Here is a 23,417-nt window from a genome sequence, read left to right as displayed (position 1 = left end):
GCTGAAGGCCGAGTACACCAAGGGCTTCGTCTACTCCGACGGCTGGGTGGACGACGCGCGGCTGGTGTTGCTGAACGCGCTCGACGCGCGCGAGCACGGCGCGGTGCTGCACACCCGCACGACCGTCACCGCCGCGAAGCGGCACGCCGACCACTGGACCGCGACGTTGCGCTGCGCCGACGGCGACCGCACGCTGAAGGCGCGCGCGCTGGTCAACGCGGCCGGCCCGTGGGCCGAAGGCTTCCTGCGCGAGGTCGCCGCACCCGCCCGCGGCGAGGCGCTCGCCACGAAGAGCCTGCGCCTGGTCAAGGGCAGTCACATCATCGTGAACAAGCGCTTCCAGCACGACCACGCGTACATCTTCCAGAACCCGGACAAGCGGATCATCTTCGCCATCCCGTACGAAGACGACTTCACGCTGATCGGCACGACCGATGTGGAGCTGGCGCCGGATGCGCTGGCTGGCTTCGGCAAGGCGCGCATCGACGAGCGCGAGATCGCCTACCTCTGCGAGCAGGCCAGCCGCTACTTCCGCGAGCCGGTGATCGCGTCGGACGTGGTCTGGACCTACGCCGGCGTGCGCCCGCTGCTGGACGACGCATCCGGCGATCCGTCCGCGGTGACGCGCGACTACCTGCTGGAGACGCACTCGGACGGCGGCGCGCCGCTGCTGAGCGTGTGGGGCGGCAAGATCACGACCTTCCGCAAGCTGGCCGAGGACGCGGCCGATCTGCTGGGCGACCTGCTCGGCGATCGCCGCCGCGCCTGGACCGAGCACGCGCACCTGCCCGGCGGCGACCTGCGCGACTGGATCGGCGCGCCGCAGCGGCCCGATACCGATTTCCAGCGCCTGCTGTCCGCCGTCGGCCAGCGTCACCCGTGGCTGCCGCCGTCGCTGGCGCGCCGTCTCGCGCGGGCCTACGGCGCGCGTCTCGGGCGCGTGCTCGGCGGCGCGGAGCGTCTGGACGACCTTGGCCCGGAGATTGCCCCGGGGCTGCACCAGGCGGAACTCGAATACCTGGTCCGCGAGGAATGGGCGCGCGCGGCGGACGACGTGCTGTGGCGCCGTTCCAAGCTGGGTCTGCATTACACCGAGGTGCAGCGGATGGCGGTGGTCCAGTGGTTCGCCGACCGCGAGCACCTCTGGGCGAAACCGCCGGCCGCCGCGGCATGACCTGGCATCGCTACCGGCACGGGCGGCGGATCCGAATCTGACCGAAAAGAACGACATGCAGAACTTGCAGAGAGAGACACCGATGGAGCCGACTTCATGGAGCTGAGCCTTCGCGGCGTGAGCCACAAGGTCGGCGCGCAGCAGCACCTGTACCCGATGGACCTCCGGCTGGTGCCGAACGCGGTCACCGTGCTGCTGGGCGCGACGCAGGCCGGCAAGACGACGCTGATGCGTCTGATGGCGGGCCTGGACAAGCCCACCGAGGGCAGCGTGACCGTCGACGGCACGGATGTCACCGGCTGGCCGGTGCGCAAGCGCGACGTCGCGATGGTCTACCAGCAGTTCATCAACTACCCGTCGATGAGCGTGCGCGACAACATCGCCTCGCCGCTGAAGCTGCGCGGCAAACTCGATCGCGATGCCATCCGCAAGCGGGTGGATGAGCTCGCCGACAAGCTGCACATCGAGATGCACCTCGACAAGCTGCCCGCGCAGTTGTCCGGCGGTCAGCAGCAGCGCGTCGCGCTCGCGCGGGCGCTGGCCAAGCAGGCGCCGCTGATGCTGCTCGACGAACCGCTGGTGAACCTCGACTACAAGCTGCGCGAGGAACTGCGCGAGGAACTCGGCCAGCTCTTCGCCGCCGGGGAGTCGACGGTGGTCTACGCGACCACCGAGCCGGCCGAGGCGCTCCAACTCGGCGGCTACACCGCGGTGATGGACGCCGGCGAACTGCTCCAGTACGGCCCGACCGCCGAGGTCTTCCATCGCCCGGCGTCGCTGCGCGTCGCGCGCGCCTTCAGCGATCCGCCGATGAACCTGCTCATCGCGCAGGGCATGGGCGACCGGCTGCAGCTGCGGCCCGGGCTCGACCTGGCGCTGCCGGGGCAGGGCGGCGTGACGGTGGGCGTGCGCGCCAGCGCGCTGCACGTCACGCAGCGGCCCGGCGACATCGCGATCCAGGGCGAGGTCGAGCTGGCCGAGATCTCCGGCTCCGACACCTTCGTCCACGCGCGCACGCAGATTGGCGAGCTGGTCGCGCAGCTGACCGGCGTGCACGATTTCGAGCTCGGCGCTCCGCTGACGCTGTACCTCAACGCCGCCCACGTCCACGTCTTCGACGCGGCCGGCCTGCTGACACGCGCCCCCGAGCGCCGGGGAGCCCGCTGATGGCCCGCATCGACCTGGACCTTGCCCACGCGTACCGGCCCGATCCGAAGGAGGACAGCGACTACGCGCTGCTGCCGCTGAAGATGAGCTTCGAGGACGGCGGCGCCTACGCGCTGCTCGGCCCGTCGGGCTGCGGCAAGACGACGCTGCTGAACATCGTCTCCGGACTGCTGCGGCCCTCGCAGGGCAGCGTGCGCTTCGACGGCCGCGACGTGACCGCGCAGACGCCGCAGCAGCGCAACATCGCGCAGGTGTTCCAGTTCCCCGTCATCTACGACACGATGACGGTGGCCGAGAACCTCGCCTTCCCGCTGCGCAACCGCGGCGTGGCGGCCGACAGGATCAAGGCGCGGGTCGGCAGGATCGCCGAGATGCTGGAACTCAACGGCCAGCTGAACCAGCGCGCGTCCGGCCTGTCCGCCGACGCGAAGCAGAAGATCTCGCTCGGCCGCGGGCTGGTGCGCGAGGATGTGTCGGCGGTGCTCTTCGACGAGCCGCTGACCGTCATCGATCCGCATCTGAAGTGGCAGCTGCGCCGCAAACTCAAGCAGATCCACAACGAGCTCAAGCTCACGCTGATCTACGTCACCCACGACCAGGTCGAGGCGCTGACCTTCGCCGACCAGATCGTCGTCATGACGCGCGGCCGCGCGGTGCAGGTCGGCTCGGCGGGCGAGCTGTTCGAGCGCCCCAGCCACCGCTTCGTCGGCCATTTCATCGGCTCGCCGGGCATGAACTTCCTGCCGGCGGCGCTGGAGGACGGCGGCGGACTGAGCGTCGCCGGGCAGCCGGTGGCCGGCTCGGTCGATCCGATCACGGGCGCCTCGCTCTCGCGTGCGGAACCCTTCATGGTGGGCATCCGGCCCGAGTACGTGGACGTCGACGACGTGAGCGACGGTGTTCCTGCGCTCCCTGGCACGATCACCGGCGTGGTCAGCCAGGTCCAGGACATCGGCACCTACTGGCTGCTCACCGCGAAGGTCGGACCGCACACGCTGAAGGCGCGGCTGTCCGCCCATGCGCAGCCGCCCGAGGCCGGCGCCACGGTGGCGCTGCGCGTGCTCAATCCCCACACCTGCTTCTACGGTGCCGACGAGCGACTGATCGCGGCGACCACGGAGGGCCTCGCATGAAACCGATCAACCAGAAGGCCTGGTTCCTCGTCCTGCCCGTGTTCATCTGCGTGGCCTTCTCGGCCATCCTGCCGTTGATGACGGTGGTGAACTACTCGGTGCAGGACATCATCTCGCCCGAGCGGCGCGTCTTCGTCGGCACCGAGTGGTTCGCCGCGGTGATGCGCGACGAGGAACTCCACGGCGCGCTGCTGCGCCAGCTCGGCTTCTCGCTGGCGGTGCTGCTGGTCGAGATCCCGCTGGGCATCTGCCTCGCGCTGTCGATGCCGGCGCAGGGCTGGCGTTCGTCGCTGGTGCTGGTGATCGTCGCGCTGTCGCTGCTGATCCCCTGGAACGTCGTCGGCACGATCTGGCAGATCTACGGCCGCGCGGACATCGGGCTGCTGGGCGCCTCGCTGCAGGCGCTGGGCGTCGACTACAACTACACGGGCGACGCGACCGACGCATGGGTCACCGTGCTCATCATGGACGTCTGGCACTGGACGCCGCTGGTGGCGCTGCTGTGCTTCGCCGGACTGCGCTCCATCCCCGACGCCTACTACCAGGCCGCGCGCATCGACGGCGCCAGCAAGTTCGCGGAGTTCCGCTACATCCAGCTGCCCAAGATGCGGGGCGTGCTGATGATCGCGGTGCTGCTGCGCTTCATGGACAGCTTCATGATCTACACCGAGCCCTTCGTCCTCACCGGCGGCGGTCCCGGCAACGCGACCACCTTCCTCAGCCAGTACCTGACGCAGAAGGCGGTCGGCCAGTTCGACCTCGGCCCGGCGGCGGCGTTCTCGCTGATCTACTTCCTGATCATCCTGCTGCTGTGCTTCATCCTCTACAACTGGATGCAGTCGCTCGGAACCCAAGACAAGACGGAGAGCGCTCATGGATGACCGCCGTTTCCGCAAGCGCACGATCTTCCTGATCGCGTACCTGCTCTTCGCGCTGCTGCCCATCTACTGGATGGTCAACATGAGCTTCAAGACCAACGAGGAGATCCTCTCCAGCTTCAGCCTCTGGCCGCAGCACTTCTCGCTGGCCAGCTACAAGACCATCTTCACCGACCCGTCCTGGTACAGCGGCTACATCAACAGCCTGATCTACGTCGGCATCAACATGGTGATCTCGGTCAGCGTGGCGCTGCCGGCTGCGTACGCGTTCAGCCGCTATTCCTTCCTCGGCGACAAGCATGTTTTCTTCTGGCTGCTGACCAACCGCATGACGCCGCCCGCGGTGTTCCTGCTGCCCTTCTTCCAGCTCTACACGACGCTGGGGCTGATGGACACGCACATCGCCGTCGCGCTGGCACATCTGCTGTTCAACGTGCCGCTGGCCGTCTGGATCCTAGAAGGCTTCATGAGCGGCATCCCGCGCGAGATCGACGAGACCGCCTACATCGACGGCTACAGCTTCCCGCGCTTCTTCCTGACCGTGTTCCTGCCGCTGATCAAGGCGGGCGTGGGCGTGGCGGCGTTCTTCTGCTTCATGTTCTCGTGGGTGGAGCTGCTGCTGGCGCGCACGCTGACCAGCGTCAACGCCAAGCCCATCGTCGCGACGATGACGCGTACCGTCAGCGCCTCCGGCATGGACTGGGCGACGCTGGCCGCGGCCGGCACGCTGACCATCGTGCCGGGCGCGATCGTCATCTGGTTTGTCCGCCACTACATCGCAAAAGGCTTTGCGATGGGCCGCGTCTAAGGGAGGTCCGCGATGTTCGATTGGATGGTGTGGACGACTCCGGTCGCCGTCTTCTTCAGCTGCGTGGTGCTGATGCTGATCGGCATGACGGTGTGGGAGATCAAGTCGCCGACGACGCTGCGCAAGGGCTGGCTGCCGATGCGCACGACGCGCGGCGACCGGCTGTTCATCGGCCTGCTGACGGCCGCGTACATCAACCTGGCCTTCGTCGGCCTGGGCGCGAAGATGGCGGAGTGGTTCCAGCTCGAGGCCGAGCCCAGCGTGTGGATCAGCTTCGTCGCGTCGATGCTGGTGCTGGGACTGATCCTGCGCAAGGGTTGAACTGGCAGTGAGCGAGCAGTCGATCGAGCAGTTGTTCGAGTAGTTGAAGCTTCAAGGAATTCGGCTTTCCCGTTCCCCCGGAGCCGCGATTCGTCCTCAAGCAGGGGGAGATTCGACAGACACAGGAGACAAGCGTGAACAAGAGCAAGTATTCCGCGCTGGCCGTGGCCGCATTGCTGGCGTTGGGAGCGAACGCCGCATGGGCCGGCGAGGCCGAGGCGAAGAAGTGGATCGACAGCGAATTCCAGCCCTCGACGCTGTCCAAGGACAAGCAGACGGCCGAGATGAAGTGGTTCATCGAAGCGGCCAAGAAGCTCCAGGCCAAGGGCGTGAAGGAGATCTCGGTGGTGTCGGAGACGCTGACCACGCACGAGTACGAGAGCAAGGTGCTGGCCAAGGCCTTCGCCGAGATCACCGGCATCACCGTCAAGCACGACCTGATCCAGGAAGGCGACGTCGTCGAGAAGCTGCAGACCTCGATGCAGTCGGGCAAGAGCATCTATGACGGCTGGATCTCCGACTCCGACCTGATCGGCACGCACTACCGGTACGGGAAGATCATGAATCTTTCCGACTACATGACCGGCGCGGGCAAGGAGTGGACGAATCCCGGGCTGGACCTGAAGGACTTCATCGGCACCAGTTTCACGACGGCGCCGGACGGCAAGCTCTACCAGCTGCCCGACCAGCAGTTCGCCAACCTGTACTGGTTCCGCGCCGACCTGTTCGCGCGCAAGGACCTGCAGGACAAGTTCAAGGCCAAGTACGGCTACGACCTGGGCGTGCCGCTGAACTGGAGCGCGTACGAGGACATCGCCGCGTTCTTCTCCAACGACGTGAAGACGCTGGACGGCAAGCCGATCTACGGCCACATGGATTACGGCAAGAAGGACCCGTCGCTGGGCTGGCGCTTCACCGACGCCTGGCTGTCGATGGCCGGCGCGGCCGACAAGGGCATTCCGAACGGCATGCCGGTGGACGAGTGGGGCATCCGCGTCGCCGACGACAAGTGCACGCCGGTGGGCGCCTCGGTGGCGCGCGGCGGCGCGACCAACTCGCCGGCCGCGGTCTACGCGCTGACCAAGTACGTCGACTGGATGAAGAAGTACGCGCCCAAGGAAGCGACCGGGATGACCTTCGGGGAATCGGGTCCGGTGCCGGCGCAGGGTCAGATCGCGCAGCAGATCTTCTGGTACACGGCGTTCACGGCGGACATGGTCAAGCCGGGCCTGCCGGTGGTGAACGCCGACGGCACGCCGAAGTGGCGCATGGCGCCGGGACCGAACGGTCCGTACTGGAAGGACGGCATGCAGAACGGCTACCAGGACGTGGGCAGCTGGACCTTCTTCAGCGGCCATGACGCCAACCGGACTGCGGCGGCCTGGCTGTACGCGCAGTTCGTGACGGCGAAGTCGGTGAGCCTGAAGAAGAGCATCCAGGGCCTGACCTTCATCCGCGACAGCGACATCCGCAGCGACTACTTCACCAAGAACGCCAACAAGTACGGCGGCCTGATCGAGTTCTACCGCTCGCCGGCGCGCGTGGCGTGGACGCCGACGGGCACCAACGTGCCGGACTATCCGAAGCTGGCGCAGCTGTGGTGGAAGAACGTGGCGCAGGCGGTGACCGGCGAGAAGACGCCGCAGGCCGCGATGGACACGCTGGCCGACGAGATGGACGCGGTGATGGCGCGGCTGGAGCGCGCCGGCATGGCCAAGTGCGCGCCCAAGCTCAACAAGAAGGAGGACCCGAAGAAGTGGCTGTCCGACAAGGGCGCGCCGTGGGCCAAGCTGGCCAACGAGAAGCCCAAGGGCGAGACCATTGCCTACGAGAAGCTGCTGAACGCGTGGAAGGACGGCAAGGTGCGCTGATCGCGCCTGCGCCTGCACGTCGCGACCTCGCATGAAGAAGGCCGCGCCCTCGGGCGCGGCCTTGTCGTTTCAGGCGGGTGGGGGCTCAGGGAATCCAGCAGGTCTTGGAGCCGAGCGGGCAGACGTACTGCCAGGTCACGACCGCCGTGTCGGTCAGCCCCATCCGGTAGTTGCCCACCTGGGGATGCGTGAACTTGAAGTCCAGCAGTTGCCCGACGATGCGGTTGGACGAGGGCTCGACGACGCCCGATTTGTTGGCGATCGGGGCGAAGGTGCCCAGTGTCATGTCGATCACGCCCTGCCGGTCGTCCAGGTAATGCAGCACCTGGGCGACGCCGACCGTCACGCCGTTGGCCTGCGTCACCGCGCCGACCGCCGCGCCGATCTTGTCCAGTCCGCTGGGCAGACCGTTCGGACGGGCGAACAGGCCGTTCACCAGCTCGCGCGCGTAGGTGTCGATCTGACCGTTCGCGCGTGCGGCGGCCCAGCGGTCGGCGAAGGTGTCGGCGATCGCGTCGAAGACCGGCAGCCAGGAGATCGATGTAGTGCAGCTGGCGCTGACGTCGCGCGAATAGGTGGTGGAGCCGCTGCCGTCGACGATGGTGCTGGCATTGTTGAAGGTCGCGAAGGCCTGCAGGTTGTTCAGGCGGATGTTGACGTAGCAGGTGTACGAGACGCCCAGGTAGGAGCCCGACACGGTGCCGTTGGCCACGTAGTTGGCGCCTGACATCGCAAAGGCCGTCTGACCGGTGCCGGTCGGCGACAGCACGATGCGGAACGGACCCGTCAAGGTGCCGCTGCCGAGGGTGCCGCCCTTCTCCCTGAAGCTGGCATCCATCGACGCGTTGAGCAAGGTCTCAAGCCGCCTGCTGTTGGCGACGAGCTCGCTGGCCACGGTGTAGGTGACGCTGGAGCTGAACGGCGAGATGGCGCTTTGCACACCGCCATTGAGCTCCGCCGTGGTCGTGAAATAGCGGTCGTTCACGATCGGACGGTAGTCCGCATGTGCCGCCGAGACCGCCAGCAATGCCGCGGCCGTCAGAAGGATCTTCTTCAACGCTCTCTCCCTGTGAAGACGGCGTGATTGCCGTCGGCGCGGATGGTCGCGGGACCCCGGGAGGGCGGCCACTGTAAAGGCTTACACACACTGACGGGGGGAGGGTGGGATCGCCCTCTGGCTGACCTCCTTAAGTCATGCGTAAGGCCTGAGGGCGGGGACATGCCACCATCCAGGCATGTTCAAGTCGTTGATGGACCTCTTCGACACGCTGGCGCCGGATGACGCGTTCGGCGGCTCGCGGGGTGGCGCGCCGTCGCTGCCGCTGGCCGCGGCAGTGCTGCTGGTCGAGGTGATGCGCGCGGACGCGGATTTTTCCGGCGTCGAGCGCGCCGCCGTGGGCAAGGCGCTGACGGCCTTGTTCGCGTTGTCCGAGGACGAGGCCGATGCGCTGACCGCGCAGGCCGAGCGCACCGCCCGCACGGCGTCCGACCTGTTCGCCTTCACCTCGCCGGTCGACGAGCGCTGGGACATGCCCGCCAAGCTGCGACTGGTCGAGCTGATGTGGGGCGTGGCCTATGCCGACGGCAGGCTCGGCGACATCGAGCGCCACACGATGTGGCGCATCGCCGATCTGCTGCACATCCCGCAGGGGGCCTACCACCACGCGCGGATCCGCGCGAAGGTGGCGGCTGGCCTCGGCGCGGACGACTGACCGGCGGCGCGGACCGCCGCGTCGCACCCCCTTCGCATCCCCGAAAACGGAAAGGCCCTCTGACGAGGGCCTTCTTCGTGGTGTGACGTGGAGGCCGCGCGCGGCCGTCGGCTCAGCGCGCGTTCTGGAACACCACCCGCTCCGCCAGCTCCCGCGGCGCGCCCACGGTCCGGCGCTGGATGTGGTCCAGCACCTGTCCGGCGCGTTCGCACGAGATGGGCGCGGGGCCGGCGTTGCCGTCGGTCCACAGCTTGGAGAACGCGCCCGAGGCCGTGGCACCGACGGTCCGAGTCACGACTTCGAGTTCCAGCGGCGTCGGCTGCGGTGCGCGGGCGCGCGTGGGCAGGGTCTCGCCCGCGGCTTCGGTCAGCCAGAGGGCTTCCAGCGCCATGGCGTCCTCCGGCAGCAGCCGGCGCGGCACGGGTGAGCCCGACAGCCAGGACTGGCAGGTCTCGGCCCCAAGGGTCTGCGCGGCGGTCAGTTGCGCGCGCAGCACCTGCAGGTAGCGGCGGCGCAGGTCGCGCGAGCCGTTCAGCAGCATCTCCCGCACATTGGGCGCCAGCACGCCCTGTGCTGCGATCTGGGCCCCGGCGACGGCATGCTCCGAGTCCGCCAGCGCCATGTGTGCCGCGCGCATGCGGCCGGCCGCCTCGTCGATCAGGCCGGGGAAGCGCTGGTCGAGTCGGAACCACGCGTCGCTGGCGCGCAGCGCGTTGACGTAGTCGCTCAGCGGGGCGTACTGGCCGGGCTTGTCGCCCTCGGGCAGCGCGACGTCCAGCGTCTTCGGCGGCGCCTGGATCAGCGAGTGGCGCACCAGATCCTCCGCAGGCGGATACCACATCGTGCGCGCGGGCGTGCTCAGCGTCTTCTGGATGAACTCCTCCGGCAGCTCCATGCGGCGGTAGGTGCGCGCGAGGTCCTGGTTGGCGATCTCGTCGAAGGCCGGATTGAAGGTGCCGCTGCTGGCGCGATGGAAGCCGAGCTGCGCGCCGGGCATCAGCTGGCGCTTGTTGCCGGCCAGGAAGACCAGCGTGCAGGCGCTCTCGCAGTTGCCGATCGCGCGCGTGCCGACGCCGCGCTGGCGGATCAGCTGGACCATGCGTTCAGCTTCGGTCACGCGGCCGCCGGGCGAGGCGACTTCCAGCAGCCGCACGGCCGGGGAGGCCGCGAGCAGGGAGTCCAGCCGGCCCGCGTCGCCGGCGCCGATGGGGCCGTTGAGCTGCATCGTGCGGCCGTCGCCGCTGACGGCCAGTCGGACGTTGCCGATCGGATCGATGCCGCGGGCGAGCTTCCACAGCTCGGGGAGTGCCCCGAACACGCCGAACGCCAGCGAGAACGCGATCTGCAGGAATGCGACCAGCAAGGACAGGCGCGCGAGACCGGACATCAGGTAGGAGCCGCCGGCGTCGACATAACCGCGCACGGATCGCCAGGTGCCGACGGCGCTCCAGATCTCGACGGCGATCAGCAGCGGCCAGACGATCAGCAGCGCGATCGCGACGCCCTGCAGGCCGTCGCTCTTGGTGGCGAGCCAGGCGACCAGGCCCTGCACGCCGGCGGCCAGGGGCCAGGTCAGGAGGACGTGGTTGATCCAGAAGCTCTGGGCCAGGCTCTGTTCGCCGCGCCAGTGGCTGGCGATGTAGCCGATGAGCAGGCCTTCGCCGTCGGCCGGCGCGGGACGGCTGCGTTCGACGGCGGTGCGGGACAGGCGGTCATGCCAGGTGCGGCCTTCGGCGTCGACACGGGCCCACAGGAAGCCGGCGAACAGCGGGATTGCCGAGATCAGGTAACCGACCCAGCGGATCAGCGCCTGCGCCGGCGACGGACGTCCGCCGCTGCGCGCATCGACGACCTTCAGGCCGGCGACGAGCTTGCCGGGCGTGGCACCCTGCCAGCTCCAGAACACGACGCAGACGATCAGCGGCAGCAGCCAGTTGATGGCGATGGTGCCGGGTCGCAGATCGCTCCACTTCGACACGGGGTCGCCGTACACGGCCCACATCAACAAGGTACTCGCGGCGATCATCAATGCGCCGTCGATGACCATGGCCAGGGCGCGGGGCGCCAGGCCGACGGATTGGTTCGACATCCTCTTCTCTCCCTCTTGGGCGGGAAGTGTAAAGAGGGCGTGAACCGCTCCGCGCGTCGGTTCTAAGACAGCGAGGGCGCTGTATTGATTCCGTCACAGCCGACCGGGTGGGCTTCCCCCTTTGGGAGGAGAGCGGCGACGTCGAACCGAAGTCGAGGCCTCAGTCATCCCACAGGAAGCGCCGGTCCGGATAGACCACGCTCTGCGAGGTGCGCACCACCACGCCGTTCTTGAAGTGGACGTTGAAGCGCAGCAGGTAGCCGTTCATCTCCGGCGGGATGTTCCAGTCCCAGACGTCCTCCTGGCTGAGCTTGAAGAAGATGCGCTTGCGCTCCTGGCCGAGCATCCGCGTGACCTGGTCCGTCGTCAGGCCCGGCACGATGCGGGCGCGGCTGGCCGAGGACAGGCCGTCCGTCGTGCCGACGAGGCGGTCCTGCGCATCCAGGCGCACCATGTAGCAGGTCTGGCCGAAAGGCTGCGTCGCGTACTCCAGCGTGCGGCCGCCGTCCGGCTCCGGCCAGACGCGCGTCGGTTGGCCGTAGAACTGCTGCACCTCGGCGCCGCTCGTCACGCCGGGCCTCATCCGCTCGTCCTTGAGCAGCGTGGTGCAACCGCCCAGGGCCACGGTCGCCACCACCGCCACCGTCGTCGCGCACACGGGGCCCAGGCTCGTCCATTCGCGCATCGTTCTCTCCTGCCAGATGGAGCGGCCATTGTGCGGCGATCCCGGCAGCGCACAATCCGCGCCATGTCGAAACCGCACACCCGGAAGGCGCTTCTGAAAGCCGCCGCCGCCGCCCTCGTCGTGGCCGCCTTGCCGTCGAAGGCGCAGTCGCCCGCGTCCACTGCCGTGTCCGCATCCGTTCCCGGGTCGGCGCCTGCATCAGGCAGCTCGGCAAGCGGCGCGCCGTGCGTGCTGCTGTTCGGTCAGGGACGCAACTTCGACGCCGGCCAGCCCGCCGCCAACCGGCGCTGGGACGAGGCCAACAGCGCCTTCAACCTCGCGGTGCGTGAGCCGCTGGCGGCCGCGGGCCTGCCGGTGATCAACGTGGTGCTGCCCGTGTCCGCGACGGACGTGCCGCGCAACCTGCAGGGGCTGCTGGCCGAAGTGCAGCGCCGCGGTTGCACCCGCGTGCTGGAGACGGCCATGTTCGCCGACTCGGCGCAGGGACTGCTGATCGCGCGATTGCGCGTCTATCCGGTGTTCGGGATGCTCGGGCCGCAGGCGGCCGGCAGTCAGCCGAGGATTGGCGGCGTGGCCTACACGCAGCAGAAGGAATACGCGCTCGACGCGCGCGTGATGGATCGGGTGAACCCGTCCCTGCTGGGACGGGTCATGGCGGAGGAGGCGCTCGGCGCGCTCCAGCCGCGCTGAGCGATGGCCCCGGACGCCCGCGGGGGGCGTCGCGGCAAGGCCCCCGCGGCGACGCCGGTCAGCAGGTGACCGGTTGATCGTTGATGACTTGCGGGTCGCTGCTCGGGTACAGGTTCTCCACGGTGCCGGGCGTCGAGAACAGCAGCACCACGCCTTTGGTCACGGTGATGGCGGGCACGGAGAGGGCCACGAAGTTCTCGTCGTCCGCCGGCGCGAAGTTGCTGGCATTCATGCCAGGCGCAGAGCCGATGGTCTTGAACGTGGCGCCGATCAGCAGCAGCGACGAGGTCTCGGCCAGGCCGAAGATGCATTCGCCCGCATTGATCGGGATGTGGAGCTCGGAACCGGGGATCTCATGGGCCGGCAGGCCGTCAGGCTCCGTGTAGTACTTGCAGTCGGCGAAGTTCCCATCGGCACTGATTTCGGCCGCGACGTAGATGGAATAGGACATTGTTTTCTCCTTGAGCAGTCATTGAGCTGTTAGGAAGGAGAATCCATCGAGCGGTCCACCGACAGCCAGGCAGCTGCGCGTTTCGCGTCTTCGCTGTCTCCCCTCCCAAGACAGGATTGAGCCTCAATCCAGGCTTGCGTGATCTGCGAATGAACCCCGATTGCCGCTGGCATCTTCTTTGAAATGTCATCGATCTCCCGGCACCATGCCGTCAAGACGGGACTTTTCGCACCGGGCCGATGCGCCATGGACAGCAATTGCCGGCGGGTCTCCACGTAGATGGTCACGAACCGGATATCGCCAGAGCGCGACGAGGCCAGCTCGTTCTGCGTCCGCGCGGTTTCTTCCAGCACCTTGAGCGCGGCATCCGGCGAGCCCTGGGCGACCAGGGCCTCCGCTTGCAGCCACGACCAGCGTCCCAGCACTTCGACCAGGCGGGTCTTGCTGTCCGGCCGGGATTGGGCGAACTGTTCGATGCTGCTCCTGAGCGTCGCCAGGCGTTCCAGTCGGGCCGCCGGCTGAAGCGCGGACACCTCGATGTAGGTGTCTGCCAGCTCGCTCAGGAGCATGTTCAACCACCATTGGATGTTGGACGGGTCCTGCGCATGAAGGGCTCGCATCGCGGAGACCGACACCTGGACCTCGCGACGCGCGGGCTCCCGTTGGCCCAGACGCACCAGGGCTTCCGCCCGCCAGCGCCGCATGATGGCTTCGCGGTAGAGCCACAGGCCTTCCTTGGGCGCGCCTTCACGCACGCTGGCGATGACATCGGTCCCTTCGGAGAACATCCTTTCCGCGGCCCGCATCTGTCCGCGCCACAGATACGCAGTCCCCAGCCAGCTGAGACTGTCCGCCAAGTCCATTCTCGCCGCGGCGTCGGACGAGTCGCCGGACGCGATGGCTTCGCGCTTCAGATCGATGGACTGCTTGAAGAAGTTGCGCGCGCCTTCCAGGTCCGCCCGTTCCAGCCGGGCCGTCCCCAGGCTGTTGTAGGCATAGGACAGCTCGATGCGCGCCTCGCGATTGGTCGGTTCCGCCTTGACCCAGGCTTGTTCGGCATCGCGATAGGCCAGCCAGGCCGTCGTCGCTTCGTCCAGTTCACGGGAGTAGTAGTGGGCATGCCCCGCCCAGAACGCCGCGGCGCCCTGTGCCTTGAACCAGGCGCCCGCAATGTCCGAGGTCGGCGGCGGGCCGTCCAGCAGCTTGCGCGCCGCTTCCAGGGGCTCCTGGGCTTCTTTCAGACTGCGCTTGGAGACCCGCACCTCGCCGATGACGGTCAGCGCCTTGGCGCGCTGCAGACGCTCCGCCGGGGTGGCGTTGTCGTCCTGCGCCAGGTAGGTCAGCGCCTTGCTGCCCACGCTGTCCAGCAGCTCCAGCCGGCCGACCGGCCGCAGCTTGTCGGCGAACTCCCCGAGCATGTAGCTCAGCAGGTCGTCCGCCTGCTGCCGCCGTTCCTGCGCCTGGTGTTCCGCCCGCTCCGCGCGCCGCGCCTGCAGCACGCTGACGCCGGTCAGCGACACCATCGCCAGCACGGCCAGGCTGCTGGCCGCGACGCTCCACCGATGCCGCCGCACGAAACGGCCCAGCACGTAGAAGCGGGTGTCGGGTCTTGCCGTGATCGGTTCATGCGCCAGCCAATGCCGCAGGTCGACCGCCATCGACTCCGCGTTGGCGTAGCGGTCCGATGGCTTCTTCTTCAACGCCTTGCCGACGATGGTGTCCAGGTCGCCGCGCAGCAGCTTGGCCTGGCGCGCGATGACGGGGTCGAGCTGGTCGCGCGCCACGTCCGACAGCCGCTTGGGCACGAGCTCCACGACCGCGCGCAGCCGGTCGAGGTGGGTCTGCGTGTCGTCCGCCGTCGGATGGCGGCCGCCCAGCATCTGGTAGAGCAGCACGCCCAGCGCGTAGACGTCGGTCGCGGTCGTGACGTCGGCCTGCTGGACCTGTTCCGGCGCCGCGTACTGCGGTGTGAAGGCGCTGCCGGCGCGCTGCGTGAGCTCGGTCGCCGCGCCCGAATGGGTCGCGTCGTCGAGCAGCTTGGCGATGCCGAAGTCCAGCAGCTTCACCTGGCCGTCGTGCGTGACCAGGATGTTGCTGGGCTTGAGGTCGCGGTGCAGGATCAGCCGCGAATGCGCATGCGCGACCGCCGCCAGCACGTCGAGGAAGAGCTGGATGCGCGACTCGACGTCCAGCGCGTTGAGCTGGCAGTAGCGGTCGATCGGCAGGCCGTCGACGTACTCCAGCACCAGGTAGGGCTGGTGCCCGTTGTGCACGCCCGCGTCGAGCAGCCGCGCGATGTGGGGATGCGAGAGCCGGGCGAGGATCTGGCCCTCGCGTTCGAAGCGCCCGCTGTCGCCCTTGCCGAAGAGGCCGGACTTGAGGAACTTGACGGCGACCTGGCCCTCGAAGCGGCCGTCGGCCCGGCTCGCGAGCCACACCGCGCCCATGCCGCCCTGGCCGAGCTCGCGCTCCAGCTCGTAGGGGCCGAGCGACTCGCCGCGGAAGTCCAGCGGCGGCAGCGCCGAGGGGATCGGGCCCTGCAGCGACTCGGCGGCGGGCTGCTCGAGGAAGCGGTCCTCGTTGAGCGCCTCGTCGCGCGCGAGCAGCGCCTCGAGGTGCTCGGCCATGGCGACGTCCCCGGCCCGGATCTCCTCGAGCCGGCGGGCGCGCTCCGCCCCCTCCAGGTCCAGGAGTTCGTCGAGCAGCGGACTCAGCGCGATCCAGCGCTGTTTATCGAGTGCGTCCATCGGGCGGGCGTCAGTGCGTCAGGCGTCGGTGGCGGGAAGGACGAATCCGTCGGATCCGACCCGGCGGGGGTCAGTCCTTGAGGCTCATCGAAAGCAGGATTCTCGCCTTCTGCCAGTCCCGCTGGACAGTCCGTTCGGTGACGCCGAGGGCTTCCGCGATTTCCTGCTCGAGCAGCCCGCCGAAGTAGCGCATCTCGACCACCTGCGCCATGCGCGGATCGATCGTCGCCAGCTCGTCCAGCGCCTCGTGCACGCGCAGGATGTGGTCGTCGGATTGGGGCGTGCCTTCCACGACGGCGGTGTTGAGCGTCAGGTCGGGTTGGGCGCCGCCGCGGCGTTCGGCCTGGCGCGCGCGCACCAGGTCGATGACCACGTGGCGCATCGTCCGCGCCGCGTAGGCCAGGAAGTGGCGGCGGTCCGGGAAGGTCTGCCCCTGCGAGCCGGCGAGCCGGAGCCAGGCCTCGTGCACCAGCGCGGTGGTGTCCAGCAGGGTCAGGTCTCCTGCCTGACGGATGCGTTGCCGCGCCAGACGTTGAAGGTCGCCATACAGCTGCGCCACCACCTGGTCGGCGGCGGCCCGGTCGCCCTGACCGGCGTCGTGCAGCAGTTCGGTGATGTCCTTCATGGAGCGGAACTCTAGCGGCCTCGTATGACCTTGTTACAGAGGTCGGGGCGACGGATGACGCGAACAGCTCCCTCCAGGCGTCAATTCAAGGGTTTCCACTTAGAAGATTTTTGTTAGCGGATGTCGGGATCCCCGTCGCGGATCCGTTTTAGATAGATGAGGACACGGCTTGGTCAATGTGGCAAGGGAGGCCGGCATGGATCGGGCTGCTTCAGCGGGTCGTGTCCTCACCCCCATCATTCGCACCCCGCGGGCAGCCGGTTCAGGCGCGCGGGCGTGACCCGTCTTCCGCCTGGAGCAGTTGCGCATGAGTCCGTCCACCGCCGCCGTAGCGCCCGCCGACGCCATGGAGCAGGTCCGGACCGGGCTCGTCAAGCCGCCGCGGCAGACGCCGGCGCTGTGGGTGCCGCGGGTGGATTCGCTGGCCGAGTTCGGCCTCATGATTTCGCGTCAGCTGACGCAGTGCCGCCGGTATGGCGGTCACCTGTCGGTGCTGTGGCTGGAGGCCGAGCCGGTGATGCCGGCCGCGGCGACCCCGGCGGGCGTCGACGCCGCCGATGAAGGCGAGGGCGCCGGAGAACGCGCCGCCGCGACCGAGACCCGGGACGGGCTGATGACGGCCGTGGGCCGTCGCCTGCGCAGCCGGGTGCGCGGGACCGACATGGTCCTGCAGGTGGGAGAGACGAGCTTCGCGGTGCTGCTGCTGGATGCCGGCATCCCCGAGGCTCACCTGGTGCAGCATCGTCTGGCGACCGCGCTCAACGGCCCGTACGGGGTGGGCGAGACCACGATGCAGGTGCGCCTGCAGATGGGGATGGCCTCCTTCCCCGAAGGCGGCGCGCGCGGCACCGACCTCGCGGAAAGCGCGCGCCAGGATCTGCGCCGGCGGATGCGCTGAGGCCAAAAGCTCAAGATCCTTAGCTTTTGGCCTCAAATGATCAATATCTTGATCATCGGCGCCCGGGTTCGGGGGCCTCGATCACCCGCACCACCTCACGCCACGGCACCAGCTTGAAGTTCTGCCGGCCCATCGGCCAACGCTTGTGGCCGTCCTGGACCACGAGCAGCCCCTCGCCGTACTCGCCGCCGAGCGAGGCCGAGGTCACGTCCAGTCCGTCCGTCTCCGATGCCGCGTCGATGCCGCGCGCAGGATTCAGTCCGACCCGGAAGCGGCCCTTGACCGCGTGCGGCGCGTCCGCGTCGAGCACGACATAGCTGTCGTTGCCCTGCGAGGACACCACCAGCCAAGCGCCGGCGGGGCTCCGATGCACCGCCATGCCTTCGACGTCCGCATGCAGCATGTCGCCCACCGGCAGGATGATCGCGGCGTCGCCGAGCCGGCCGTCCGCGTCCAGCGCCACGCGCCACAGCCCGCGCTTCTCCTCGCCGACGAACAACTGCCGGCCGGGCTCGTCTGCGACGCAGCCTTCCGGTTGCGTCGCCAGCTTCATCGACGCCACCGTCGCCGACGACCACGCGCCCGACTTGCGCGTCACGCGCAGCTGCAACAGACGCCCATCCTTGTCATTGACGAACACATCCAGTCCACCCGCCGGATTGCGCGCGCTGCAGATGCCGTAGACCTCGTCCAGACCGGTCGGCAGCTCGGCGAGTGTCGACACCTTGCCCGCGCCGTCGATGCCGAAGAGCAGCACGCTGCGCTGATCGCGCTGCGTCGCGACCGCGAGGTCCCACGCGCGGCCGTCATAGCGCACGCGCTGGCGCAGGTCGACGTTGTTGACCCGGCCGACCGGCAGGAACTGCGTCTCGCGGCCCTGCAGGTCGTAGACCGCGAGACCGCGTTTCTTGTCGGTGCCGAGGATGCGGCTGCGCGCCGGCTGTGTCGGATGAATCCAGATCGCCGGGTCGTCCGCGGCGTCGCCGCCGCCGCGCACCGGCTCGGTCTGCGCCGAAGGCGTGGCGACGGGGATCACCGGACGTGGCTGCGCGGCCTTTGCTTCCAGCCAGAGCGCCATGTCCTGCGGCGCCAGGCCGGGGGCGACCAGCTCGCGGCCCGCGCGCTCGGCATCCGCGACGAAGGCCCACAGGCCGACACCGGCCTCGGGGACATACAGCGTCGCCTCGTCGTCGCGCACCGTGCAGCCCTTGGCATCGGGCACCGTCGCGAGCTGGCGCAACACCTGGCCCTTGCCCGATGCCGTCAGCAACCACTGCTCGGCCAGACCGTCGCTGCCCAGCAGGAAGGCCTGCAGCGTCTGCTGCCTGGGTTCCAGGTACAGGCAGACGGCCTCGACGTCGAAGGCCGGACCGGCCCAGTGCGCGCGTTCACGCAGCTTCCGGTCGCGGACTTCGATGAGGCGCAGCGCGCCGGAGTCCGCATCCTGCAGCAGCGCGACGGTCGTCCCGTCCGCCAGCTGGCGGCGGTCCCAGCGCTTGGCCCGGACGCCGAACTCGTCCACCACCTGCGCCTTGTCGTCGAGCAATCGCAATCCGCTCTTGCCGAGTTCGAGCGTCGGCTGGGTCGTCGCCGCGGCGGCGGTTCCGCCCGCCATCGCCGCGGCCATCGCGAGCGCGACCATCGTTGTCTTCATCATCATCGTCATTCCGTGCCTTCGCCTCAGAACATCGCCAGCTTCAGGCTGAGCTTGTAGGCGCGGCCGTACTGCTCGTACTGGGTGTTGAAGGCCTTGCTGCCCTGGTACACGTAGTAGCGCTCATTGCCCAGGTTCAACGCCTCGAACTGGAGCTGCAGCTGCTTCGTGAGCTGCACGCGCATGGATGCGTCGATCTGGTTCTGCGTGTCGACCTTGCGATCCTGCCGGGCGTCCAGCACGTCGCCGACCTCGAGCAGGTAGGGCGACTTGTGGTTCAGCGCGATGCGCGCGCCGAAGGCCGGTGACTCCCAGCCCAGGCTCAGGTTGACGCTGCGGTCGGACTGGCTCGGCAGCGCGATGCGGCGACTGACGAACTGGCCGCCGTCGTAGCCGCCGATGGTCGCCTTCGATTTCACGAAGCTGCCGTTCGCCCCGATCACCAGGCCGTTCCACGGCGCGGGCAGGGTGCTCAGCGCCTGGCTCCAGGAGAGCTCCACGCCGCGCACCGTCGCGTCGCCGCCGTTGGCGAAGGCCTCGACATGGCTGAAGTCCTCCCAGCCCGGCGTGCCCGCCAGATCGGTCTGGAACGCGAAGTCGCGGATCTTCTTGTGGAACACATAGGCCGACATCGCGCCGTCGCGGCCCAGGCGCTGTTCCAGGCCGAGGTCCAGGTTGCGCGCGCGCAGCGGCTTGAGCAGCGGGTTGCCGAGGGTCGCCTCGTCGCCGTCGACGGTCACGCCGGGGCTCAGCTGGCCGAAGGACGGCCGCACCACCGAGTGCGTCAGCGCCGCGCGCAACACCAGCCCCTCGTTCAGCTTCTGGCGCAGCAGCACCGCCGGCAGCCAATGGCGCGAGCGCGTCTCCTCATGCACCGGGCTCAGCACGCCGTCCTTCCATGCGGTGCCGTCGGCGGTGAAGCGGACGCGTTCGTGGCGCACGCCGACCAGCCATTGCGTGCCGCCGCTCTCCAGCGTCGCCTGCAGGTAGCCGGCGTCGGTGCGCTCCTTCATGCCGTAGTCGTTGACGGTGGAATCGACCTCGTCGCGGAATGCGTTCAGGTCGACGCCGCCGTACAGGCCGTGCAGCTTGCCGAAATCGATGCCGGGGCCGAACGAGGTCCACGGATAGTCGACCGATCCGCCGCCGACGAAGTTGCCCAGACCGAGTTGCGCATTGGTGAGGTTGTACGGCGCCTTCTTCAGCACCTTGGCGCTGGGCGCGTAGGTCTCCTGCTCGTTGTCCTTGTCGCGGCGCGTGGCCTTCAGACCGGTCTTGAGGTCGAGGTCCCAGCCGCCGAGATCGAACTCGCGCTGCACATCCGCCTTCAGGTGGCGCACGCGGTCGGTGGCGCTGCCCTTTTCGAGCTTGGCCTTGTTGAAGGCGTATAGCGACGGATCGCCCAGGCCGGGGATGGCCGTCGGCATCGGCTTGACGGTGTCCGTGTAGCCCAGGCCGGAGAAGTCCGCCGTGAACGCGGACGAGGCCAGCGTGTCGGGCTTGCTCTCGCTGGCGCGGCCGGCGCCGGCCTCGCCCCAGAACTTCCAGTCGCTGCGCGACAGCTCGGTGCCGAGCACGACCGCGCTGGACTTGTTGATCTCCTTGCGGTGCTTCAGACCGCGGCTGACGGTGCCGTCGCCAGTCTCACCGGGCGCCTGCGCCTCCTCGAACTCGACGGCGACCGACTGGCGGCTCTCCTGGTCGGTGAACTTGCTGGTGAAGCTGCGCAGGTAGAAGAGCGAGGCGTCGTCCGGCTTGAAGTCGAGGTTCAGCGCGGCGCCGACGCGCTCGCGGGTGATGCTGTAGCGGCGCAGTTCGAAGCTGTTGAGCTTGTCGCCGTCCCAGTCGCCGCCGGTCTCGACGTTGTCGCTGGCGAAGCTTCGCTGGTCGCCCGACAGCGCCACCGCCACGCCCAGCGTGCCGCCGGCGAAGCGGTCGGCGTAGGCCACCGAGCCGCGCGGCTTGGTTTTGCTGGCGTTGGCGTCGTAGTTGCCGCCGAGCTCCATCGTGAAGAGCCGACCCGGTTGGTCGAAGGCGCTGAGCGTGCGCACGGTCACCGTGCCGCCGAGCGAGTTGGCGTCCTGGTCCGGCGTCAGCGTCTTCTGCACTTCGAGCGAACGGATCAGTCCGGCCGGCACCAGGTCCAGGCCGGGCGCGCGGCGGTCGGACTCGGAGGCCGGCGTCAGCGCGCCGTTGATGTTGACGGCGTTGTAGTCCGGGCCCAGGCCGCGGACGCGGATGAAGCGGCCTTCGCCCTGGTCGCGCTCGACCGACACGCCCGGCATGCGGGCCAGCGCCTCGGCGGCGTTGTTGTCGGGCAGTTGGCCGATGCCGTCGGCATGCACGGCGTTGACGATGCCCGTGGCGGCCGACTGCTTGTCGAGCGCCGAACGCAGCGCCGCGGCCTGGCCGACGGTGACGACGGTCTCGAGTTGCCGGGCTTCGGACTTGGCGTCCTTCCTGGATTCACTCTTCGCGTCGACCTTCGCTTCCGACTTCGCCTCCGACTTCGATTCGGGCCTGGCGTCGGTCTTGGGGTCGCCGGTCTGCTGCGCCAGCGCCGGGGCGGCGGCGAACAGGCTGGACAGGCAGAGGGCAAGCAGGGTGGGGCGGGGAGGCGTGCGCATGGTCGGGGATCGGTGAGTCACGGATGGCGACGCACGTTAGGAACCGGGCATGGCGGGTCCGTGACAGCGCGGGATTCTTGTGCCGCGCCGGCGCGGACGGCTCCCTGCCGCCGCCCGCATGAGCCGATCCGACCCCCGTGTGGCGGCCTGGCGTCAGCGGCCGCTGAACATCGCCGTCATGCGGTGCAGGAGCAAGGCGGTGGTGAGCGGTGTTCGCTCACTGCCGTGTTCGTGAGCCGTTTCGACCCCGGGGCGCCGTGTGACAACGGCTGTCATACACGCCGCCTAGCATCGCGCGCCATGAAAGTCGTGCTGCCTCGTCCGCCGCTGGTGCTCGCTCCGGTCGCAGGATCGCGTCATTTCGGCCATGCGCTGCTGCTGGCGATGGCCGGCGTCACCTGGGCCTTCGGTTACTGGGCCGTGGCCAAGCCGACGGCGCTCTGGCGCTGGATCGACATCGTCAGCGAAACCTCGATCGTCGCGATGCTGGCCTTGTGGCTGGTGCAGCTGCGCGCGAGCCGGCCGGCAGGCCGCGTCACGACCTGGCTGTGTCTGGGCCTGTCGGGCATGCTGCTGGGCGGCTGGGCCGACCTGATGGACGAGTTCTGGAAGTTCCCGCGCGAGTTCACGCTGTTGATGGGCATGGAGTCGACCTTCCACGTCGTCGGCATGATCGGCCTGACCTTCGGACTGCACCTGTGGCGTCAGGAGCAGCTCGCGCTGAACGCGCTGCGCGCCGGCCGCGAGCGGGGCTATCGCGAACACACGCAGATCGACGGCTTGACGCAACTCGGCGACGGCGCCTATCTGCTGGATCAGATCCGTCGGCAGCAAGACCTGGCACGGGAACCGGGGACGACGGCCGCGCCGTCGATGCTGGTGATGCTCGGCTGGCAGGACCTGCCCGCGCTGGCGCGCCAGCACGGCCTGGCGGAGGCCGACCGCCTGCTGCAGGCGACCGGGCCCTTGCTGCTGCTGCAATTGCGCGGCGACGACCTCCTGTGCCGCTACGCGGCCGACCGCTTCGTGGCGCTGTTGCCGGAGGCCGATTCGGCGTTGCCGGGCGATCTGCTGGCGGCCTTGTCATCGCATGTCCACCCGTGCGCCGACGGCCGCACGCGGGCCCGGCTGAGCGCCCGCATGGCGAGCGCCGCGCTGGATCCGCACGAGGACGCCGAGGCGCAGGTCCTCCGCCTGCTGGAGCGTCTGCGGTGAATGCCGCTGCGAATGCCGCGGCCGCCGATGACGCCTTGGCCGTCCTGCGGCAGGCCCTGCCTGTCGGCGCCGCGCCGCATCACAGCGCGGACCGCGCGTTCATCCCTTGGGCCTACCAGGGCGCGCTGCTGGCCGAGTTCGCCCGCAGCCGCGGGTTCGAAGCGCAGGAGTGGCTGGGTCGCTGCGGCGTCGTGCCGGGGCAGGCGCTCTCGGCGCGGCAGTTGCTGTCGATGCTGGCCGCGCTGCAGCCCTTGGCGCGCGACGTCGGATTCGTCGTCGGCCAGTTGAGCCTGCCGGGGCACTACGGCCTCGCGAGCCAGGCGCTGCAGCAGGCCGCCGACCTGCGCCAGGCCTTGCGCGTGCTGTGCGCTTGGCCGGCGCGGCTGTCGCCGCTGCTGACGCCGCGTCTGGTGGAGACCTCGGACGAACTGCTGCTCGTCTGGACCGAGTCCTGCGGCGCGCCCGCGAGCCTGCAGCCGTTGCTCGTGGACATGCAGATGAGCGCGGTCGTCGCGATGGCGCAATGGCTGGGCGGCGGGCGAGCGCTGCCGTGGTCCTTCAGCTTCAACCGGACGCGCCCGCGAGAGCTTTCGCAACACGCGACCTACCTCGGCGCCGACCTGCGCTTCGGGTGCCAGGTGGACGCGATGCGGCTGCCGCTGGCGGCGGCGA

The 23,417-nt window shown here is 68.9% G+C and carries 20 protein-coding genes; 12 read left to right on the top strand and 8 right to left on the bottom strand.

What is annotated here, in order from left to right; genetic code table 11:
- The 7 genes from glpD to VF536_RS26005 form a co-directional block, all read left to right on the top strand.
- Positions 1–1,174 (top strand): glycerol-3-phosphate dehydrogenase (gene glpD, locus VF536_RS26035; RefSeq protein WP_331617859.1); only part of this gene is annotated, 1,174 nt, incomplete at its 5' end.
- A 96-nt stretch (positions 1,175–1,270) separates the two neighbouring features.
- Complete coding sequence (locus VF536_RS26030; RefSeq protein WP_331617858.1) at positions 1,271–2,341, top strand: ABC transporter ATP-binding protein; 1,071 nt, start codon at positions 1,271–1,273, stop codon at positions 2,339–2,341.
- Positions 2,341–3,474, top strand: coding sequence for an ABC transporter ATP-binding protein (locus VF536_RS26025; protein WP_331617857.1), 1,134 nt, complete (start codon positions 2,341–2,343; stop codon positions 3,472–3,474). The genes VF536_RS26030 and VF536_RS26025 overlap by 1 nt, the downstream gene beginning before the upstream one ends.
- Entirely contained in the window at positions 3,471–4,355 is an 885-nt protein-coding gene (locus VF536_RS26020; protein WP_331617856.1) for a sugar ABC transporter permease, read from the top strand. The genes VF536_RS26025 and VF536_RS26020 overlap by 4 nt, the downstream gene beginning before the upstream one ends.
- A complete protein-coding gene (locus VF536_RS26015; protein WP_331617855.1) occupies positions 4,348–5,160 on the top strand; it encodes a carbohydrate ABC transporter permease in 813 nt (270 codons plus the stop codon). Before VF536_RS26020 ends, VF536_RS26015 begins: the two co-directional genes overlap by 8 nt.
- Positions 5,161–5,172: 12 nt before the next feature.
- Positions 5,173–5,481 carry a DUF2160 domain-containing protein gene (locus VF536_RS26010; protein ID WP_331617854.1) on the top strand — a complete coding sequence of 103 codons (309 nt, stop codon included), beginning with the start codon at positions 5,173–5,175 and terminating at the stop codon, positions 5,479–5,481.
- A 134-nt stretch (positions 5,482–5,615) separates the two neighbouring features.
- Positions 5,616–7,352, top strand: coding sequence for an ABC transporter substrate-binding protein (locus tag VF536_RS26005; protein ID WP_067279460.1), 1,737 nt, complete (start codon positions 5,616–5,618; stop codon positions 7,350–7,352).
- 85 nt (positions 7,353–7,437) lie between these two features.
- Here the strand turns inward: VF536_RS26005 and VF536_RS26000 are convergent, their stop codons facing one another.
- Positions 7,438–8,409 (bottom strand): hypothetical protein, encoded by a 972-nt coding sequence (locus VF536_RS26000; protein ID WP_331617853.1) that lies wholly within the window; start codon positions 8,407–8,409, stop codon positions 7,438–7,440.
- 178 nt (positions 8,410–8,587) lie between these two features.
- On the opposite strand from VF536_RS26000, the gene VF536_RS25995 reads away from it, so the two are divergent.
- Positions 8,588–9,064, top strand: coding sequence for a TerB family tellurite resistance protein (locus VF536_RS25995; RefSeq protein ID WP_331617852.1), 477 nt, complete (start codon positions 8,588–8,590; stop codon positions 9,062–9,064).
- A gap of 112 nt (positions 9,065–9,176) precedes the next feature.
- On the opposite strand, the gene VF536_RS25990 is transcribed toward VF536_RS25995, so the two are convergent.
- A complete protein-coding gene (locus tag VF536_RS25990) occupies positions 9,177–11,153 on the bottom strand; it encodes an RDD family protein (RefSeq protein ID WP_331617851.1) in 1,977 nt (658 codons plus the stop codon).
- A 160-nt stretch (positions 11,154–11,313) separates the two neighbouring features.
- Positions 11,314–11,838, bottom strand: coding sequence for a hypothetical protein (locus tag VF536_RS25985; RefSeq protein ID WP_331617850.1), 525 nt, complete (start codon positions 11,836–11,838; stop codon positions 11,314–11,316).
- A 63-nt stretch (positions 11,839–11,901) separates the two neighbouring features.
- Here VF536_RS25985 and VF536_RS25980 point away from each other — a divergent pair, with 63 nt between their 5' ends.
- Positions 11,902–12,528, top strand: a complete 627-nt coding sequence (locus VF536_RS25980) for a hypothetical protein (RefSeq protein ID WP_331617849.1) — start codon at positions 11,902–11,904, stop codon at positions 12,526–12,528.
- A 58-nt stretch (positions 12,529–12,586) separates the two neighbouring features.
- On the opposite strand, the gene VF536_RS25975 is transcribed toward VF536_RS25980, so the two are convergent.
- The 3 genes from VF536_RS25975 to VF536_RS25965 all read right to left on the bottom strand — a co-directional run bounded on the left by VF536_RS25975 (position 12,587) and on the right by VF536_RS25965 (position 16,351).
- Positions 12,587–12,979, bottom strand: coding sequence for a hypothetical protein (locus tag VF536_RS25975; protein WP_331617848.1), 393 nt, complete (start codon positions 12,977–12,979; stop codon positions 12,587–12,589).
- 29 nt (positions 12,980–13,008) lie between these two features.
- Positions 13,009–15,726 (bottom strand): serine/threonine-protein kinase, encoded by a 2,718-nt coding sequence (locus VF536_RS25970; RefSeq protein ID WP_331617847.1) that lies wholly within the window; start codon positions 15,724–15,726, stop codon positions 13,009–13,011.
- A gap of 70 nt (positions 15,727–15,796) precedes the next feature.
- Positions 15,797–16,351: an ECF-type sigma factor gene (locus tag VF536_RS25965; RefSeq protein ID WP_331617846.1), complete on the bottom strand. Its 555-nt coding sequence runs from the start codon at positions 16,349–16,351 to the stop codon at positions 15,797–15,799.
- A 307-nt stretch (positions 16,352–16,658) separates the two neighbouring features.
- Between VF536_RS25965 and VF536_RS25960 the strand changes: the two genes are divergently transcribed.
- Complete coding sequence (locus VF536_RS25960; protein WP_331617845.1) at positions 16,659–17,249, top strand: GGDEF domain-containing protein; 591 nt, start codon at positions 16,659–16,661, stop codon at positions 17,247–17,249.
- Positions 17,250–17,301: 52 nt separating this feature from the next.
- Here VF536_RS25960 and VF536_RS25955 read toward each other — a convergent pair whose 3' ends face one another.
- Positions 17,302–18,909 carry a phytase gene (locus tag VF536_RS25955; RefSeq protein ID WP_331617844.1) on the bottom strand — a complete coding sequence of 536 codons (1,608 nt, stop codon included), beginning with the start codon at positions 18,907–18,909 and terminating at the stop codon, positions 17,302–17,304.
- Between the two features lie 20 nt (positions 18,910–18,929).
- Positions 18,930–21,530, bottom strand: coding sequence for a TonB-dependent receptor (locus VF536_RS25950; RefSeq protein ID WP_331617843.1), 2,601 nt, complete (start codon positions 21,528–21,530; stop codon positions 18,930–18,932).
- A gap of 300 nt (positions 21,531–21,830) precedes the next feature.
- Here VF536_RS25950 and VF536_RS25945 point away from each other — a divergent pair, with 300 nt between their 5' ends.
- Both VF536_RS25945 and VF536_RS25940 read left to right on the top strand, forming a co-directional pair.
- Positions 21,831–22,745 (top strand): GGDEF domain-containing protein, encoded by a 915-nt coding sequence (locus tag VF536_RS25945; protein WP_331617842.1) that lies wholly within the window; start codon positions 21,831–21,833, stop codon positions 22,743–22,745.
- The coding region (locus VF536_RS25940; protein ID WP_331617841.1) for an AraC family transcriptional regulator ligand-binding domain-containing protein at positions 22,742–23,417 on the top strand (676 nt) is incomplete at its 3' end. The genes VF536_RS25945 and VF536_RS25940, both read left to right, overlap by 4 nt.

It is taken from the genome of Roseateles sp., from assembly GCF_036486225.1.
GTDB lineage: Bacteria > Pseudomonadota > Gammaproteobacteria > Burkholderiales > Burkholderiaceae_C > Roseateles.
The sequence above is the reverse complement of the archived record's forward strand: the minus strand, read 5'-3'. Positions and strand labels throughout refer to the sequence as shown.

What these genes read in the sequence shown, in the direction of transcription:
- VF536_RS25960 (WP_331617845.1), top strand. Translation starts at nt 16,659, where the DNA reads ATGAGTCCGTCCACCGCCGCCGTAGCGCCCGCCGACGCCATGGAGCAG.
- VF536_RS25985 (WP_331617850.1), bottom strand. Translation starts at nt 11,838, where the DNA reads ATGCGCGAATGGACGAGCCTGGGCCCCGTGTGCGCGACGACGGTGGCG.
- VF536_RS25980 (WP_331617849.1), top strand. Translation starts at nt 11,902, where the DNA reads ATGTCGAAACCGCACACCCGGAAGGCGCTTCTGAAAGCCGCCGCCGCC.
- VF536_RS25975 (WP_331617848.1), bottom strand. Translation starts at nt 12,979, where the DNA reads ATGTCCTATTCCATCTACGTCGCGGCCGAAATCAGTGCCGATGGGAAC.
- VF536_RS25990 (WP_331617851.1), bottom strand. Translation starts at nt 11,153, where the DNA reads ATGTCGAACCAATCCGTCGGCCTGGCGCCCCGCGCCCTGGCCATGGTC.
- VF536_RS26020 (WP_331617856.1), top strand. Translation starts at nt 3,471, where the DNA reads ATGAAACCGATCAACCAGAAGGCCTGGTTCCTCGTCCTGCCCGTGTTC.
- VF536_RS25955 (WP_331617844.1), bottom strand. Translation starts at nt 18,909, where the DNA reads ATGATGATGAAGACAACGATGGTCGCGCTCGCGATGGCCGCGGCGATG.
- VF536_RS25945 (WP_331617842.1), top strand. Translation starts at nt 21,831, where the DNA reads ATGAAAGTCGTGCTGCCTCGTCCGCCGCTGGTGCTCGCTCCGGTCGCA.
- VF536_RS25995 (WP_331617852.1), top strand. Translation starts at nt 8,588, where the DNA reads ATGTTCAAGTCGTTGATGGACCTCTTCGACACGCTGGCGCCGGATGAC.
- VF536_RS25950 (WP_331617843.1), bottom strand. Translation starts at nt 21,530, where the DNA reads ATGCGCACGCCTCCCCGCCCCACCCTGCTTGCCCTCTGCCTGTCCAGC.
- VF536_RS26025 (WP_331617857.1), top strand. Translation starts at nt 2,341, where the DNA reads ATGGCCCGCATCGACCTGGACCTTGCCCACGCGTACCGGCCCGATCCG.
- VF536_RS26030 (WP_331617858.1), top strand. Translation starts at nt 1,271, where the DNA reads ATGGAGCTGAGCCTTCGCGGCGTGAGCCACAAGGTCGGCGCGCAGCAG.
- VF536_RS25965 (WP_331617846.1), bottom strand. Translation starts at nt 16,351, where the DNA reads ATGAAGGACATCACCGAACTGCTGCACGACGCCGGTCAGGGCGACCGG.
- VF536_RS26010 (WP_331617854.1), top strand. Translation starts at nt 5,173, where the DNA reads ATGTTCGATTGGATGGTGTGGACGACTCCGGTCGCCGTCTTCTTCAGC.
- VF536_RS26015 (WP_331617855.1), top strand. Translation starts at nt 4,348, where the DNA reads ATGGATGACCGCCGTTTCCGCAAGCGCACGATCTTCCTGATCGCGTAC.
- VF536_RS25970 (WP_331617847.1), bottom strand. Translation starts at nt 15,726, where the DNA reads ATGGACGCACTCGATAAACAGCGCTGGATCGCGCTGAGTCCGCTGCTC.